We start from the raw sequence: 17,158 nt of genomic DNA, 5'->3' as shown, positions 1-17,158 counted from the left end.
CAAATTTTCTAAGCTCTTTCCAAAATTTCCTTGCGTTTTTGCCAATCAGGCATATAAAGCGCTAGATAGTCATAAAATTTCTTTGAGTGATTTGGATACAGCAGGTGAGCAAGCTCGTGAAATACGACATACTCGATGCACGATTTTGGTTTTTTGATGAGTCCTATGTTTAAATTTATATATGATTTATAAGGATTGCAACTCCCCCATCTTGTCTTCATCTGCCTTATCTTTACGCTTTTGATATCTTGTTTTACTATCTTGTTAAACTCTTGCAAGATATTAAAAAAATATAGCATCGCCTTTTCGTGATACCACTCATAGACCAATTTTTCTTTTCGTTTTATATCGCCTTTATCTTTTACAAATAGCTCAAGATAGCCCCTTTGTAGCTTTACGCGCTCCTCTTTAGACTGCACCACTTTTAGCCGATAACTTCGTCCAAGATATTTAAAGTCCTCGCCGCTTACGTATTCTTTTTTACTCGTCTTAAACGAGGAAAAAAACGCGCGCTTTTGCACTATCCATTTAGCTCTTTTTTTTATGATAAATTTTATATGCTCATCGCTTGCCGTTTTTGGCGCCGTTAGGATCACTTCGCCATTTGGTCTAACTTTTAAGGTGATATTTTTCACCTCTTTTTTGATGATTTTCACCTCATTTAACATAAAAGCTTATCTCTATTCCACGGATAGTTTGGTAAATTTTCTCCTTCTCATCGATAGAAACGTCATATTCGTCCTCTATCTCCCAAAGAGCATCCTCCATCTGACTTGTTATCTCGTTTTCTACGTCTTTATTTTTGTGCCATTCTGGTTTTTTTGAGGCTTTTTCGTAAATTTCATAAAATTTCAGGCTCAAATTTTTAGCTACCACCTCGACATCCGCAAGCCCCACATCGCCCAAAATATCAAGTAAATTATCATAAATAGCAAACAAAATTTTATTAGCATTAAATTCTTTTGGATACCTGTCTTCATTTGGTTTTAAAGCACCTGTTATAAGGTCTTTTAGTAGTTTTGCTTTGGTAAGTTTTTCTTCCTCGCTTAGCCTTTTTGCCTTGTATTCGTCGATGATATCTTGTATTTGCTGCGCTATTGATTTATAAAAGGCTGGATTTGAGTCCATTTTCTCTTTTACCACCGCGCTTATGGCGCTAATGATCGTGTCGGCCTTTGCGTTTTTGCCCTCTACCCTTTGCACCTCATCGTCAAATTCCGTCTCAAAGATATTTACGAGTTTCGTAAGCTCATTAACCCCTTGTGCATTTACGTAAGTATCAAGCAGCTTTTGCATCTGCGCTTCATATTTTCCAAAGTCGCAAGCCTCGTGATACCTTAGTTGCACAGCCTTTCTTAGCTCGTTATAAAATTTAACCCTCTGCTTATAAGCTTTGATCTCCTCTTCGCTTAATATGTCATAAATTTTCTCACTTGAAAGCGCTAGTTTAAACGCCCTTGCAAACTGTGATAGCCACTCTTTAAAGTCATCTCGTTTTTGCACGTCCTCTAAAACCGCCGCGTAGCTTTCCAGATCGTCTTTAAATTTCACGCTGCTAAAAAGATCATCCAGATGAGTATAGTAAGTCTTAGCCTTTATTATCTCGCTTCTTACGTCTATCACGGCTCCAGTTATATCTTCTGGGTCAAAGCCACTTAGCGACGCATAGCTAGTAAGCGCCTGATCAAGCTCGCCAAGAAGCCCTCTATAATCAATAATGTAGCCATAATCTTTCCCGTCATAAAGCCTATTTACTCTAGCTATGGCTTGGAGCAAATTATGCTCTTTTAGCTGTTTATCTATATAAAGCGTGCTTGCTCTTGGTGCGTCAAAGCCAGTTAAAAGCTTATCCACAACAATAAGCAAGTCTATCTCGTCGCCATAAATAAATTCATCCTTCACATGCTTTAGATACTCTTCCTCGCTGCCGTAGCCCCTTATAGTCTCTTGCCACGCTTTTGCGACATACTCTTTATGTCCGCCCTCAAGCTCCTCATGCTCGTTACTTGATATCACATAAGCACTTTTTATCTCTCCAAATTCTTCAAATATCTCATAATATTTTATGGCGTCATATTTTCTTTGCGTTGCTAGCATCGCTTTAAAGCCACTTTTTTTCAAAGTCTTTTTGATGTGCTCATTTATATCAACAGCTATTAGCTCTAGCCTTTGCTCGCTTGATGCCACACGCTCAAACCTTGCCCACTTTTGCTGCAAGTCCCTCTTAGCTTCATCGCCAAGCTCTCTTGATATGAGGTCAAATTTCCTAGTTAGCCCCTCAGGGTCTAGCACCTCTTGACCCACGTATCGCCCCTCGTAAAGTAGCGGCAACACAGCTCCGTCTTTTACCGCGTCATCTATCGTATATCTATGAATTTCTCCGCCAAATTTAGCAAAGCTGTTTTTCTCACGCTTTAAAAGCGGCGTGCCGGTAAATCCTATATAACAAGCAAGAGGCAGCGCTTTTTTCATAGCCTTATGTAAATCTCCGCCTTGCGTGCGGTGGCTCTCATCCACTAGCACAAATATATCGCCATCTCTTATCACTACCTTTTGATTTTTCACCTTTTCAAATTTATGCACGAGCGTAGTTATCACGCTAATGCCGCTTTGTAGCTTTTCTATCAGATCGCTTCCGCTACTTGCTCGCCCTGCTTTCATGTCCGTATTTTCAAAAGTCTCGTGTATCTGTCCATCTAGATCTATCCTGTCAGTTACGACGATGATCTTTGAGTTTATGTAAATTTGCTTTAAAAGCTTTGTTAGCATCACCATCGTGAGCGACTTGCCGCTTCCTTGCGTGTGCCAGATGAGTCCGCCCGCTCTTGCTCCGTCTTTTTTCGCCGATACCCTCTTTAGCGTCTCTTCGATAGCGAAGAACTGCTGATATCTGCAAACTTTTTTCATCCTTTTATCAAACACTATATAGTGCCTAACTAGCCTTAGCAGCCTATCTTTAGATAGTAGCGCAAAGAGCGTCATATCAAGCGCGCTTACCTCTCTACCATTTATCACGCTTTTTAAGCTCTCTTTTGCCTTGGCTTCGTCCTGCTCTTTCCACACGCTATAAAATTTAAACGGCGTACCAGTAGTGCCGTATCTTGCCCCACTTCCATTTGCCGCGATGGTTAGCTGGATGTATTTAAAAAGGTGCGCTATCTCATCTTTGCCCTGCTCTTTTTCAAGCTGCTTTATGCCGTTTTCAAAGCTCACGCTTGATTTTTTAAGCTCGATCACGACTATTGGTATGCCGTTTATAAAAAGCACGAGATCAGGCCTTCTGTGCTTTTGTGCGTCGCTCTGGCTTACTCTGCTTACTTCAAATTCTTCCGTTACATAAAAATCGTTGTTTTGTAAATTTTCAAAGTCTATAAATTTAAAAGAGAAGCTCCTTTTTGTCTCATCTTCTAAATTTTCTTCTAAACTAGTGCCAAGCAAGAGTAAATTTGTGATCCTTTCATTTGCGACCATTAGCCCTTCGTTTAAAGATACCCCAGCTAGCTCATCGACCGCTTTTAAGACATTACTTTGGCTAAATTTATACCTCTTGCCCTTATACTCGTAGCCGTTTATCTCGCCAAGCTTTTGGGTTAAAATTTCCCTAAACAAAACCTCGCTTGATTTACCGCCACGAAGCCTTAAATTTTCCTCCCTGCTTATAAATTTATAGCCCAAGCTTTGAAGTAAATTTATGCTGTTTTGCTGGATCTTATTTTCTGAAGTATCTGGGGTCATTTGGTATCCTTATTTGGCTAACTTCTCTTTAAAGATTTTTTTACAATTTCATTATTATCGTATTTATTAGTATTACTAATATCATTCAATAAAAACCTCAATGCCTCTTTAGTCTCTTCATCTATCTCATCTTTTTTAAAGCGTATAACAGAGAAAAAATCATCATCTAACTTATCAAAATTCTTCTCCAGTAAATCTGCAGTATGCTCATTTTTATTTTGATTTAATTTCGCTATTTTAGCTGTTCCAATATAATTTCCATTATTCCATATATAAAACGAGGTTTGATATCTGTGGTCATCCCATGAATATTTTTTTAAATATATTTTATTTGTTTTGTTAGTATCTTCTAATTTAAATCCTTCCGTTTTAAGAACACTTAAATAATATTGTTTATTCCTTGCTTGATTATTGGATTTTTGTATGTTTTTTTCTACAGTATTTTGCTTATTATATATTTGCAATTTTCCATTTTTTAAATTTAAACTAATTCTATCTATCGTAGATTTTATAATAGCATCTATCTCCGATCCATCAGTATAATCAGCTTTGGCAATATAATTAACTCTATTTTGCTCCAAAAGTGTTTTGGCAGTCTCTTTATTTTCATCATAAACAGCAATTGAAGTTCCACCATTAGTTTTTAGTAACTTCATAGCTGGAACATCAGTTTCTCCATCACCTATATATATCATGTTCTCAAATAAAATACTTCTTTCATTCTCTGGTATATATTTATTAATTAGTTTATTGTCCCAAGCGTTAAGAATTCCTTTGCTTATCCTGTATAAATATTGAGTTTTTGTCGTATAGTTAATTGCCAAAGCTGGCCAAGTCGGTTTGCCGTATTCATCATACATAAATGATGACGCATAAATATTTTTAAATTTATTCGCTATAGTCGTTCCATCGATCATTTCTTTGGTACCTGATGATACTATATAATGCTCAATCGATATCCCCTTTTGTGCAGCATAATCATTAATCCTTTCAAAAAACTCTTCCACGCCGTTAAAGTATTTAACAGTTTTACCGTGTTTGCTAAGCTCCTCTCTTGTAATTTTTGCACCAGCACCATATGCTTTTGTCACAATCAAATACATATATGACAATATCTCATCCATATTGTTTTCTTCAGATAGTTCCTTTACGTTGTTCCAAAAATCTTCTTTTTTTATACCTAGCGTTGTTGGTATAAAAGAATTTTCTTGTATATTGCCTCTTGCTAGTGTTCCGTCAAAATCATATGCGATTGCCATTATTACATTGCTTTTTTCACATAACATGTTCTTATTTCTCCTTTTAGTAGTTTTTGCATCAAGCCTTGTTTTTGTTTTTTCAAATTTTCCAGCTTTAAATTTAGTAAATTTATCTCATCATCGCAAGCCATTAAAACCTCTGCGATTTTTTGTTGCTCGTCTAAATTTATAGGCACTAGAATGCTTCTTGATAAAAAAGTATCATTACTAATATTTATGGTGTTTTTTGCCCCCTTTTGTATAATTGGCTTCAAATAGTTATTTGTCCTTATTGATGATTCAAAAAAGTAATGCAATAAAGTACCTAAAAATTTATTTATCGGCTCAAATACTCCATACAATGGAGAAACAATAACATTAAAAGGGTTTAAATTTTGCTTTATAATGCCGAATGGAAAGTCCCCCGTTGGACTTTTTGTATACACCAAATCAAATGGCTTTACCAAATTATAATTTGATGTATCTTCAGCTGAAAAACTACGTCCCAAATGTTCTATTTGGTTAATAATCCCCTTATGAACAGATACAGAAAAAACCTCACTTTTGTTATCACTTTTAATTTTATGCTCTTTTAAAATTTTACCCAGCTTTGTTTCCTTCCACTCGTCTTTGAACTGGGGAAAGCGGATCTTGGCCGTGAGTAAATTTTGCATAAGAGCTTTTTTAAACTGCTTTTTGCTTTCTATCAAATTTATAGTTAAATTTATAGCCTCATCCCAAGTAGATAAAATTTCCGCTATCTTTTTTTGCTCGTCTAATGGCGGAAGTGGAATTTTAAAATTTAATAAATTACCATTATTGATTGAATTTATCGTTGCCCCAAGATCGTTTTTTACTTGTTTAAAAAACGTATTTGTTTTAAAGATATGTATCAAGAATAAATTATAGTTGCTTCGAAAAATAGCCATAAACGCACCAAATGCTAAATCCTTATATTTTTCTGTAATTAATGCACTTTTACCAATTAAATTTTTACTACCATTTCTCACGCAAATTAAAATATCATTTTCTAGCGTTTTATTAAATTTTGATATGCCTTTTACATATACATCATCACTATTAAGAACAATAGAATTATCATTTATGTTTGATGAGCGTAAGACCAACAATCCATTATTTGAAACATTATCAGGACTATACGTTAATCCATTTATCACTTTACCAATTTCCCCAAGCTTCACGACCTTCCATTCACTCGGTAAATTTTTAAATTCGCTCATAGCCCAAGCTCCTCAAGATACTCGCTCATCTTGCTTTGAACGCTTTTTAGCTCGGCTTCTAGGCGTGAGATCTCAGCCTTTGTAGCCTCGATATCTACAAGCTCTTCTTCTTCAAAGGTATCGACGTAGCGAGGGATGTTTAGGTTGTAGTCATTCTCTTTTATCTCGCTAAGGCTTGCTAGGTGGGAGTATTTTTCTATCTCGCTTCTGTTTTTGTAGGTAGTGACTATCTTTTTTATATTTTGCTCGGTTAGCGTGTTTTGGTTTTTGCCTTTTTCAAATTCCTTGCTAGCGTCGATAAATAGCACGTCTTCGTTTGCGCGGTTTTTCTTAAAAACGAGTATGCAAGCAGGGATGCTCGTGCCGTAAAATAAATTTGCCGGTAGTCCGATGACGGCGTCTAGTAAATTTTCTTCGATTAGCTTTTGGCGGATCTTGCCCTCATTTGCCCCGCGAAATAGCACTCCATGCGGAAGCACGACACCCATTTTGCCGTTGTTGTTTAGACTTTTTATCATGTGCACGACAAATGCGTAGTCGCCCTTGCTCTTTGGCGGCAAAGCGTAGCTAGCAAATCTCATAAAAGGATCGTTTAGAGCAAAGTCAGCACCCCATTTATCTAGGCTAAAAGGGGGATTTGCCACGACTATGTCAAATGTCTTTATAAGGTTGTCTTGTAAATGAAGCGGGTTTCTGATCGTGTCGCCCCACTCGATCACGGCGTCATTTATCTCGTGCAAAAACATATTCATCTTGCAAAGTGCGTGAGTTTGTCCGTTTTTTTCTTGTCCATAAAGGCGGAAATTTTTGCTACCGACCTCTTTTGAAGCCTTGATAAGAAGTGAGCCAGAACCGCAAGTAGGATCGTAGATCATATCGCCCTCTTTTGGCTCAACTAGCTTTGCAAGAAGCGTCGAAACCTCGCTTGGCGTATAAAACTCTCCGCCTTTTTTGCCAGAGTCACTTGCAAAATGAGCTATAAGATACTCGTATGCGTCGCCTATTATGTCGTTGCCCTCAAGCATAGAGGGGCGAAGATCTAGCCTAGTGTCGCTAAAGTCTTCAAGCAAATTTTTCAAGATAGCGTTTCTCTCTTTTGTGTCGCCAAGCTTGTTTTTGTTGTTAAAGTCGATGCTTCTAAAGATACCTTCAAGCTTGTCTTTGTTGTCTTCTTCGATCTTTTCTAGAGTTTTGTTCATTATCTCGCCTAAATTTACCGCCTCTTTGTGCGCTAAAAGATACTCAAAGGTGCAGCTCTCATCAAGCTTAAATTTCTCTTTCTTTAGCTTTGCTTCGATCCTCTCGCACTTATCGCCATACTCGGCTCTTAGCGACTCAAGCTTTTCTTTGTAAAAATCAGATAGATATTTAACAAAAAGCATCGTTAAAACATAGTCTTTATAGTCGCTTCCGTCCATCGTGCCGCGAAATGTGTCGCAAGCCTTCCAAACTATGTTATTTATAGTATCTTGTGTGGTCTTTTGCATCTTAGTTCTCCTCTTTTATTAAATTTTCAAATACGCTTTTGTGGTATCTTTGCTTTACAGCTACTAAATTTTGTAAAATTTTGCTCTCCTCGCGAGCTAAATTTAGGTATTTTACTATCTTGTTTTGGGTTTGCAAATTTATGGCTGGTATTTTTATATTATTTATGCTTGCAACGCCTATCATCGCTATGGTAGTGCCTGAAACATCTGGCGCAAGAGCTCTTTTAACGGCGCTGCTGTTTAGATAATGCGCCACAAAACGCGGATCAAATATGTCGCTTTTAACCCTTATGCAAACCATCAAAGATGTGTAGATAAGGTCTTTATAGTCCTTGTCTATATAAACGGCGAAATTCGGCTCTCTAAGTCGCAGCAAAACATCGCCAAGTCTTACTTTATACTCATCGCTTATTTTTTCGCTTGATATAAACTCATCGGCAAATGTGTCATCAAAGAGTGCATTTTCATTAAAGGACTTTAGCGAGACTACTTTATAGCGAAATTTCTCATCTACGTTTTTGTCTGCCTTTTTACGGTTTAAAACTAGACCGGTTTTTATATCAGATATGTCGCCTATTTTTATCATCTTAAGATACTCCTTTCTGTATTATTTTAAAAATAATACTAATGATTTTATGAGCGAAGTATAACAAAAAAAGTAAAAACTAGCAATATATTTTTATATTATTTACAAAATAATACATCAAATTGACGACTAAAATCTTAATTATTTTTTAAACGATAAATTTACTTTAGCAATTTTACCCCTGCGTTTTTTAAATTTATCTCGATTTTTAAGCTAGCATTTGGCTATAATCACTCAAATTTAGATTGCGGTCGCAATTTACATTTGCATAAATTTACCTTCAACTACCATTTTTGCAAATTTCAAAAGTCAAATTTCACAAGTTTCGCGTGCCGAAAATATCAAATTTACATTTCTTAAATCCCAAAAGGAGATTTCATGGAATTAAAACAAACTGGTATATCACGCCGTGGCTTTTTAAAAGGTGCTTTAGCCACAGCTGCTGTTGCCACTCCACAAACGATGCTAGCTGGCTTTACGCCATTTAAGTCTGACTTGCTTCAGGTTTGGTCGTGTGGAGGCCTATCTGAAGCATTTAATGAGCTAAATACCATTTACGAGGCAAGAACAGGGCATAATATCCAATACACCGGCGCCTTTGCTGGTGCTCTTGGCAAGTCGCTTTTAGCACTTCAAAGCACGACCGAGCTCTTTGGAGCAAGGGTTTTAGAGCTTTCTAAAAAACTTCGCAAAGCTGGTCTTAGCCTTCATTTTAGACCGCTATGCTTTACTGACTACGTCCTAGTCGTGCCAAAAGGCAATCCAGCAGGCATTCGCGACTTAAAAGACCTTGCAGAGCCAGGAGTTAGAGTGATGCTGCCTCTTAGATCATCGCCCCCTGGCAGTGGCCCAGTCAAAGGGATATTAAAAAACTCAAACCTCACTGATGCGGTGATGAAAAACATGGTCGCAAACGGATCATGCGTCATAAATATGATGTGCGAGCTAGTTGATGGCAAGGGCGATGCTTCGATCATCGAAAAACGCCTAACAACGCATGATAGGTTTAAAGATAAGATCGAGTATATGCCCATCGATGAAAAGCTCATCCCGCCTGGACCGCTCACTTTTACGCTAAATATAATGAAATATGTAAAAGATGAAAGGCTCGCAAATGACTTTGCAGACTTTGTTTGCGGCACCGAGGGGCAAGAAATTTTTGAAAAACATGGCTTTACCTCCATTTATTCAGCGCGTGGGCTAGAGCTTATAGAAAGGTTTGGTGTAAAAGATGTGTAGTAGCTGTAATAGCGCATGCTCTAATAGCAGTGCATGCGGTAACGTAAATTTAAAAAAGAGAAGCAAAAACTCCCCCACAACAAAGATAAGACGCCTAGTGCAGCTCATCTTTATAGCTGGCATCGGACAATGGGCGTATTACGGCATTTTTAGATGCCCTTTTGTAGTGCCTTTTGTAAATTGCCAAAACTGCCCTATCATCACCTGTTGGGGGCGGATCACGTTGCTGTTTTTTGGATTTTGGCTATTTATCCCAGCGCTTGTCATCCTCTTTGGTAGGGCATTTTGTGGCTGGGTCTGTCCAGCTGGCTTTGTCAATCAAATGCTTGGTAAATTTGCCTTTTTCAAGCTAAAAATTCGCAGCAAAAAGCTAATATTCGCTCAGATAAGCATGCTAGCCACCATAGTAATCAGCCTTTGGGCCTATTTTATCTGGGGCAATCCTCGCATGATGATACCTATAAGAACGAGCGATGAGTACCTAACCGCTCTTACTTTGTCACTTCGCTTTGGCGAATGGGAGTGGGTCACTCGCACAGTGATCATCATCTCAGTCATGCTAGCCTCGCTGATCGTAGCTAACCTTTGGTGCCGTTTCGTCTGTCCATCAGGTGGTGTGCTTGAAATTTTGCGTAAATTTTCGATATTTCGTGTCTATAAAACAAGTGCCTGTGACGACTGCGACGCATGCTTACGCAAGTGCGAGATGGGAACGAGACCTGATGAGATAAACTGCACAAACTGCGGTGACTGCCTCAATGTCTGCCATGCAAATGCTATTAAATTTGGAAGGAAAAAGAGCTAATGATCTTTCGCACTAAGGCTGAACTAGACAATCACCCATGCTTTAACAAAAAGGCCTCCGCTAGCTACGGACGCGTGCATCTGCCAGTTGCCCCTCACTGCAACATCCAGTGCAACTTCTGCAACCGCATATATGACTGCGCTAATGAAAATCGCCCTGGCGTAACGGCAAAGGTGCAAACGCCAGATGAATCGGTGAAATTTTTAGAAAAGCTCTTTAAATTTAGACAAGACATCTCCGTCATCGGCATCGCTGGTCCTGGCGATCCAATGTGTGACGCTGACAAGACGCTAGCAACCTTTGAAAAGTGCAAGTCTCACTTCCCAAATGTCCTGCTTTGCCTCTCAACTAATGGACTAGCGCTGCCTGAGCATGTTGATGAGATCGTACGTCTTGGCGTGAGCCACGTGACAGTGACGGTTAATGCCGTGACGCCAGATGTTGGCTCGAAGGTCTATTCGTGGGTGAGATATGAAGATAAAAACTACTACGGCGAGGAGGCTGCTAGGATACTGCTAGCGCGCCAGGATGAGGGCATCCGCAAGCTAAAAGAGGCTGGCATGCTAGTAAAGATAAACACCGTCGTCATCCCTGGGGTCAATATGGATCACGTCCAAAGCATCTCAGCAAAGGCAAAGCAGTGGGGAGCTGACATAATGAACTGCATGGCGATGATACCGGTGCATGACACCCCTTTTGAAAATTTAAAATCCCCTTCAACCGATGAGATCCACCGCATCCGTAGATCAATAGGTAGTGACATAAATCAAATGTCACATTGCAGTAGATGCCGCGCTGATGCATGTGGAAAACTTGGCGAAAGATAGCGATAAAAGGCACTGAATTTAGTGCCTTTTGCATTTTTGTTTTTTGTTTTTTGTTTTTTGTTTTTAATTGTGGCTCTCGGCTAAATTTTGTAAATTTTGTTAGATATCAAAGTTATAAAAAGACATTAAGAAGTGTGGTTAATTTGCAGTTAGAGCAAGCTTTGCTCAAAAACAAAGTGGCGAAAATTCTTTACATTACTTTGAAAAATATCTTTTTACAAACTCTTTTAAAAGCCTTTTAAATAGGCTTTTAATCACGTATCTTAATGCTTTACTTACTATATAGACCTCAACCGCTACTATCTTCATCTATCTCGTAGCTTTGATAGTCTTTATTGATGCTTATGATATGAGCATGCCCTAAGAGCTCTTTTTGAAGCAACCTAACCATGAAATTTCTGTAAAAGTTTATGACTTTAACTTTGTTTTAAAAATATAGACGCCGTTTTATGCGGCGTTTAAATTTATACTCGTATTTATTTGCTATTTCATAAATTTTGTCTTAGCAAACTGCCTAAATTTTCACTTCTTTTAAATTTACAAGCTCAAATTCTGCCCAAAATTCGCTTCCAGCTCTAGCTTCACTTTTTACGCCAAGCTTTGCGCTGTGAATTTTAGCTATATTTGCAGCGATGGCCAGACCAAGGCCACTGCCTCTGTTTTGGCTTTTGTTTCTTGAGCTTTCAACTTGATAAAATTTATTCCAGATTAGCTCGCTATCGTTTTTAGAGATGCCCATGCCATCGTCTTTTACAGACACAAGCGCATGCGTTTTTGACACGCTTAAATTTAGCTCGATCTTGGCCGAAGCAAATTTAAGAGCATTGCTTAAAAAGTTATCCACCAGCCTTGATATCATCAGCTCATCGCCGAGGATTACGGCATCTGGTGCTATCATGCAGTTAAATTTTAGATCCTTTACGCTTGCAAGCTTTTCGTAGTCGCTGGCTAAATTTTGCAAGATAGAGCTTAAATTTATACGTTTTAGCTCCAAATTTCTGCCAGATTCCAGTCTTGAAAGCTCCAAAATTTGATCTATAAGCGAGGTTATTTTCCTTGACTGCCTAGAGATGACCTCTAGCGACTCCTTGGCCTCGCCCAAATTTTGTGAGTAATTTTTAGCGTAGTCGCTCTCAGCTATGATGACAGATAGTGGCGTTCGTAGCTCGTGCGAGACGTCTGAGGTGAGCTGTTTTTCGCTTTGATAGACCTTTTCAAGCGAGTCAAGCATCTGGTTAAAAACGCTTGCAAGCGCGTGCAGCTCGTCTTTACCAGCAGGTAGATCTATGCGCTTTGAAAAGTCCCGGCTGCTGCCTATCTCAAGCACAGTTTTTGACATCGTAGTGACTGGTTTCATCGCGTTTTTTATCGTTTTGTAGCCGCCGTAAAGCACAAAGAGAAATAAAACCGGCACAAAAACGCCAAGCGCTAGTAAAAATAGCCCCTCTTTTTTGAAAAATTTCTCCGCATTTATCACGCCTCTGACCCAGACATCTTTGCCTTTAGCTGCGATATCGTAGTAGTAAAAGCGGTTTTTGCCTTCTTCATAAAGCTGCACCGCACCGCTGTTCATTTGAAGTGAAATTTGAAAGCGCTTTGGCGCTAGACCACCGATCACATCGCCTTTTGCGTTATATTTTATAAAAAATATCCCATCATCATATGGCTCAAACTCATCCATATCATTGGCGATTTTGGTGACTGATTTGGCTAGCTTTTTTTGGCTCGCATCCTCAAAAACCTCATCCGCCACGACCGCCGAGATAACAACTAGAGCCGCCACGATAACGATGATAAAAAACGAGTACCAAAGCGTTACGCGCGCGGTTATTGGGATATTTGCGAGAGCTTGCTTAATCCTTAATAACATAGCCAAGCCCTCTTTTAGTCTGGATCACATCGCACTCGCCAAGCTTTTTCTTATGTTTTTTATAAGCACATCGATGACATTTGAGCTACCCGTATAGTCGAAGCCCCAGACGTACTCTTTGATCTGGTCGCGGGTTAAAATTCTGCCCTTGTTTAGCATCAAAAACTCTAAAATTTCATACTCTTTGCCAGTTAGCTCGATCTGCTCGCCGCCAAATTCGACCGACTTTTTTGAAAGATCGATCTTTAGCTCGCCTGCATAAATTTCATTAGCCACGTTGCCGCTGTTTCGGCGAATGAGCGTGCGTACCCTAGCTAGTAGCTCCTTAAAATCAAATGGCTTTACCAAATAATCATCCGCACCCGCGTCAAGCCCCTTTACAACGTCATCCACATCGTCTTTGGCTGTCAGTATCAGCACAGGGGTCGCTAGCTTTGCGGTGCGCGATCTTTGCAAAAATGTAAGTCCGTCCATCACTGGCATCATGATATCAAGCACGATGAGATCGTAGTGCGCGACGGCGGTAAAGTCCATCGCCTCCTCGCCGTTAAACGCGCTATCGACACTATATCCGTTTTTCTTTAGGTGCCTTGTGATGACGCTATTTAGGTCTATTTCGTCCTCAACGACTAAAATTTTCATCTTTGCCTCTATTGGTTTTGCTAGCTATTTTATCAAATTTGACTTTTTATTTTTAGATTTAAAATTTCGCCATTTGCTGCGCCTATCTTAAAATCATACAAAAAGCCCTTATTTTTAGCCCTTGCGTTATAAAAATACTCCGTGCAAAATGTGCCAAAACTTTGTTTTTTTGCTAGATAGATCGGCGCAAATTCCACCTCGTTTGGCTCTACTTTTAGGCGCTCTAAAATGAGCTCTTTAACTCTTTCTGGTGTGATGCAAGCCAGCCCTTCAAATTTGGCCTGCCCTTCATTTATCTTTGATAGCTCCGCTCTTTTCACCTCGTTTTTTAGGTGGTTTGAAGCGTTTGATAGCCACACTCCAGCCTTGCCTGCGTAGATGAGCAAATCCGCTGCACCTTGAAGTGAAAGCTCAAGCGCATTTTTAAAGAAATTTTGAGCTTTGCATTTCGGAGCTGTTTGGCTTAAATTTTTATCTAAATTTTCAGGGCTTTGCTCGCTCTTGTCTAAATTTTTGTAACTATTTTTATTAGCAGCATTTTTACTTAAATTTTCTCTCTCGTTTTTGCTAAAATCAGCGACTTTATTTTCGTTTAAATTTTTATTCAAATTTCTCTCTAAACTCTGCTTGCTAACTTTCTCATTTAAATTTTGAACTAAATTTTCACTCATCTTTTTCACCTTTATAAAAATTTAATGCCCAAAAAAGGGCGCTAGATCACTTTGTATAGTTGCCGATTATCTCGCCAGTTTGAGCGTTTATGATCACTTTTTTCTCGCTCCTGTCGCGCTTAAGCTCTACTTTGTATATCCAAGCACCATTTTTATTATCAAGGTCTACCTCATCAAGACTCCAGCCAGCTTCAAGCGCTTGAGCTTTGGCCACAGCCTCGTCGATGCCAAGAGCAAATTTTGAAAAATCTACCGCTTCGATCGGCAAGATATATTTTTTATTTTTATTCTCTACTTTAACGATCTGATCGCTATTAGCGTCGATCTTAATCTCTTGTTTAACGCTATCTCTAAAAGACTCTATCTTGTAAAATGTCGCACCGTTTTTGACATCCATCTCGATATCTTTGACGCTTGAGCCTGGGAAATTTTTCTCAGCTATGTTTAAAGCATCCTTTGATGTGATAGCTGCTTGCAAGCCTGTCACTCCCAAAACTGCTGCTAAAACTGCCGTGCCTAATATCTTTTTCATTTTTGATCCTTTTATTTTGATTTCCAACTTTCGTTTGGATGAGCGCATTATAAAAGCCTTAAATGAAGCTAGAATGAATAAAGGAAAATTGTTTTAACTTCGTCCAAAGATGAATATCTAATCGCATTTTGACCGCAAACAGAACGATATACTTTGAAACAGAAAATAAAACTGAGGGGAAATAAAGGGGAAAAATACAAAAAATAAGAAAGCTTAAATTTCTTGAAACATCGTTAAAATCGGGATTTTAAAAGGATTTTTGAAGATAAATGGCTCCGGATGCTGGGTTCAAAAATATATAATTCTTAAATACTCCAAAATACTCTATAAATCCCTAAAATACGCCATTTAATAGCTTAAGCATATTCTAAGTTACACTAAAATATCATACATTTTTACAAATTTTGGGAACAAATAGGGAATAAATTTAGGGGGTATTATGGCAGGAAAACTTAAAAATTACAACTCTGCTTTTGGAGTCAATAAATATCCCGGAATTTTCTTTAATAATCTAGCTAACGGCGATGTAGTTTTTTATATGAGAGTTACGCTTGAAGGCAAAAAGGCCGACGTAAAAATCTGATCAAAATCCGAAGGCGTAAATATAACCTACGCATATAATAAAAAGAAAGAATTCGACGCCAAACAAAGAAACGGTGAATTGCCGGATAGCATAACCAAGAAAATAACTGCCAAGAATAACAAAAACTCGCTTAAATTTGACGAGATATCAGATGCCTTTTTTAGTTTTAAACTAGAAAAAGAACCGGGTAACGCCATCAATATAAAAGAGCAACGAAGGGATTATGAAATTTACCATAAGGATAAGTTAGGCGGTCTAGCCACGACGCAAATGACGCCCGAGATGATAAATAAGCATCATAAAGATATTTCTCAAATAATCTCACCTAAAACAAAACGAAAGCTGTCGCAATCCAGGATCGACGCCATCATGGGTATCGTTAGGACGATTTTTAACCACGCTATAAAAAATGATCTTATTAATCATATTAGCCCATATAAGATAGAGCTAAAAAAGCCAAACAACAAACGAGAAAGGTTTTTAGAGCTTATAGAGATAGAACTTTTGCGCAAAGAAGTAGCTGTCAAAGAAGACTTCGCCCTAGGGCTATTCGTTGAGCTTGCTTTATGTACGGGAGCTAGATTAGAAGGAATTTTAAATATCAAGAAAAAGGATTTAGCACTATCTACCAAGTCGGTCACCATAAGTGATTTTAAGACAAAGAGCACGTATACGGGGTTTTTAAGCAAAAGGGCTTTGGAGATGATCAATCAAATTTATACTGCCCTATCCCCGAACAACTTTTTGGTAAATAAACCAAAAGCTACTATTCAAAACGTCTTGCAGCCGCTACTTAATAAGCTTTTTAATCAAAATTTAGATATAAGAGATGCTACTAATAGAGTAGTTATCCATACGCTTAGACATACATTCGCTTCGCATCTTGCCATAAAGGGCACTCCGATACTAACGATAAAAAAGCTAATGAATCACTCGGATATCAATCACACCCTAAGATAAGCTAAGCTGATGCCAGGTAGCGGAAGAGAGATGGTGGAGAGGCTTTATGAATAATTTTATATCAAGTTGTTTATTTAGCAATAAGCATATAAAACAAACTGCATTTTATATCATATATGGTATAATAAGACTTAGTCACATAAAAGGGTTACGATGTGGAGCATAGAATTTGCAAACGAAGCCATAAAAGATGAGTTCTTAGGATTACCCGTAGGACTTGGACAAAGAGGCTATAAAATGTTCGAGCTTTTAGAAACTAGAGGCAATAGCTTAGGAGAGCCGTATACCAAAAGCCTAAAAGGCGGACTATTTGAGATACGCATAAAGTCTGATGAAGGTATAACTAGAAGCATATATTGTTATGAAATCGGCAAAATGATAATAATCCTGCTAACTTTTGTTAAAAAAACGCAAAAAACGCCTAAAAGTATACTAAATTTGGCAGAACAAAGATTAAAGGAATTTAGAGATGGGAACCGTTAATTTTAGAGAAGTTTTAAAAGAAGAGCTAAAAAATCCGGAATTTAAAGCGCAATACGATGCGCTGGAGGACGAATATAAAGCCATAGAAGCTTTAATAGACGCCAGAAACGAGGCTGGACTAACTCAAAGCGAAGTAGCTCAAAGGATGGGCATAACTCAGTCTGCCGTAGCTAGAATAGAAAGCGGAGCGTATAATATCAAGTATAAAACGTTCTTTAACTACATAAAAGCTTGCGGTAAAAGAGTGGCGATAGTTTAA

The 17,158-nt window shown here is 38.4% G+C and carries 17 protein-coding genes; 7 read left to right on the top strand and 10 right to left on the bottom strand.

Annotated elements, in window-relative coordinates; translation table 11 throughout:
- Nucleotides 1-8: 8 nt before the first annotated feature.
- The 6 genes from CYP43_RS03400 to CYP43_RS03375 are packed head-to-tail and all read right to left on the bottom strand — an operon-like array spanning nt 9 to nt 8,287.
- Complete coding sequence (locus tag CYP43_RS03400) at nt 9-668, bottom strand: M48 family metallopeptidase (RefSeq protein ID WP_103582499.1); 660 nt, start codon at nt 666-668, stop codon at nt 9-11.
- Entirely contained in the window at nt 658-3,735 is a 3,078-nt protein-coding gene (locus CYP43_RS03395; protein WP_103582498.1) for a type I restriction endonuclease subunit R, read from the bottom strand. Before CYP43_RS03395 ends, CYP43_RS03400 begins: the two co-directional genes overlap by 11 nt.
- Nucleotides 3,736-3,752: 17 nt before the next feature.
- A complete protein-coding gene (locus CYP43_RS03390; RefSeq protein ID WP_219808133.1) occupies nt 3,753-4,994 on the bottom strand; it encodes an HAD family hydrolase in 1,242 nt (413 codons plus the stop codon).
- A 2-nt stretch (nt 4,995-4,996) separates the two neighbouring features.
- Nucleotides 4,997-6,214: a restriction endonuclease subunit S gene (locus CYP43_RS03385; RefSeq protein WP_103582496.1), complete on the bottom strand. Its 1,218-nt coding sequence runs from the start codon at nt 6,212-6,214 to the stop codon at nt 4,997-4,999.
- A complete protein-coding gene (locus CYP43_RS03380) occupies nt 6,211-7,701 on the bottom strand; it encodes a type I restriction-modification system subunit M (protein WP_103582495.1) in 1,491 nt (496 codons plus the stop codon). The genes CYP43_RS03385 and CYP43_RS03380 overlap by 4 nt, the downstream gene beginning before the upstream one ends.
- A gap of 1 nt (nt 7,702) precedes the next feature.
- Complete coding sequence (locus tag CYP43_RS03375) at nt 7,703-8,287, bottom strand: restriction endonuclease subunit S (RefSeq protein WP_103582494.1); 585 nt, start codon at nt 8,285-8,287, stop codon at nt 7,703-7,705.
- A 378-nt stretch (nt 8,288-8,665) separates the two neighbouring features.
- Between CYP43_RS03375 and CYP43_RS03370 the strand changes: the two genes are divergently transcribed.
- Genes CYP43_RS03370 through nifB form a run of 3 tightly spaced genes read left to right on the top strand, consistent with a single transcriptional unit; the run spans nt 8,666 to nt 11,158 of the window.
- Nucleotides 8,666-9,526 carry a substrate-binding domain-containing protein gene (locus CYP43_RS03370; protein WP_103582493.1) on the top strand — a complete coding sequence of 287 codons (861 nt, stop codon included), beginning with the start codon at nt 8,666-8,668 and terminating at the stop codon, nt 9,524-9,526.
- The gene (locus CYP43_RS03365; RefSeq protein ID WP_103582492.1) at nt 9,519-10,331 is read left to right on the top strand and encodes a 4Fe-4S binding protein; all 813 of its coding nucleotides are present in this window, start codon (nt 9,519-9,521) and stop codon (nt 10,329-10,331) included. Before CYP43_RS03370 ends, CYP43_RS03365 begins: the two co-directional genes overlap by 8 nt.
- The gene (gene nifB, locus CYP43_RS03360) at nt 10,331-11,158 is read left to right on the top strand and encodes a nitrogenase cofactor biosynthesis protein NifB (protein ID WP_103582491.1); all 828 of its coding nucleotides are present in this window, start codon (nt 10,331-10,333) and stop codon (nt 11,156-11,158) included. The genes CYP43_RS03365 and nifB overlap by 1 nt, the downstream gene beginning before the upstream one ends.
- A 514-nt stretch (nt 11,159-11,672) precedes the next feature.
- On the opposite strand, the gene CYP43_RS03350 is transcribed toward nifB, so the two are convergent.
- The 4 genes from CYP43_RS03350 to CYP43_RS03335 are packed head-to-tail and all read right to left on the bottom strand — an operon-like array spanning nt 11,673 to nt 14,873.
- Nucleotides 11,673-13,028 (bottom strand): HAMP domain-containing sensor histidine kinase, encoded by a 1,356-nt coding sequence (locus CYP43_RS03350; RefSeq protein WP_103582489.1) that lies wholly within the window; start codon nt 13,026-13,028, stop codon nt 11,673-11,675.
- Nucleotides 13,029-13,052: 24 nt separating this feature from the next.
- The gene (locus tag CYP43_RS03345; protein WP_258032150.1) at nt 13,053-13,670 is read right to left on the bottom strand and encodes a response regulator transcription factor; all 618 of its coding nucleotides are present in this window, start codon (nt 13,668-13,670) and stop codon (nt 13,053-13,055) included.
- 32 nt (nt 13,671-13,702) lie between these two features.
- Entirely contained in the window at nt 13,703-14,341 is a 639-nt protein-coding gene (locus tag CYP43_RS03340; RefSeq protein ID WP_103582488.1) for a hypothetical protein, read from the bottom strand.
- A 46-nt stretch (nt 14,342-14,387) separates the two neighbouring features.
- Entirely contained in the window at nt 14,388-14,873 is a 486-nt protein-coding gene (locus CYP43_RS03335) for a PepSY domain-containing protein (protein WP_103582487.1), read from the bottom strand.
- A gap of 439 nt (nt 14,874-15,312) precedes the next feature.
- Between CYP43_RS03335 and CYP43_RS09470 the strand changes: the two genes are divergently transcribed.
- The 4 genes from CYP43_RS09470 (at nt 15,313) to CYP43_RS03320 (ending at nt 17,158) form a co-directional block, all read left to right on the top strand.
- Entirely contained in the window at nt 15,313-15,456 is a 144-nt protein-coding gene (locus tag CYP43_RS09470) for a hypothetical protein (protein WP_180998634.1), read from the top strand.
- A gap of 78 nt (nt 15,457-15,534) precedes the next feature.
- A complete protein-coding gene (locus tag CYP43_RS03330) occupies nt 15,535-16,416 on the top strand; it encodes a tyrosine-type recombinase/integrase (RefSeq protein WP_180998633.1) in 882 nt (293 codons plus the stop codon).
- 153 nt (nt 16,417-16,569) lie between these two features.
- Nucleotides 16,570-16,899: a type II toxin-antitoxin system RelE/ParE family toxin gene (locus tag CYP43_RS03325; RefSeq protein ID WP_103582486.1), complete on the top strand. Its 330-nt coding sequence runs from the start codon at nt 16,570-16,572 to the stop codon at nt 16,897-16,899.
- Nucleotides 16,886-17,158, top strand: coding sequence for a helix-turn-helix domain-containing protein (locus tag CYP43_RS03320; RefSeq protein WP_103582485.1), 273 nt, complete (start codon nt 16,886-16,888; stop codon nt 17,156-17,158). The genes CYP43_RS03325 and CYP43_RS03320 overlap by 14 nt, the downstream gene beginning before the upstream one ends.

Origin of the sequence: Campylobacter concisus, assembly GCF_002913045.1 — a bacterium.
Classification (GTDB): domain Bacteria; phylum Campylobacterota; class Campylobacteria; order Campylobacterales; family Campylobacteraceae; genus Campylobacter_A; species Campylobacter_A concisus_AP.
Note: the sequence above shows the minus strand (reverse complement) of the source record. Positions and strands in the feature narration are given on the sequence as shown.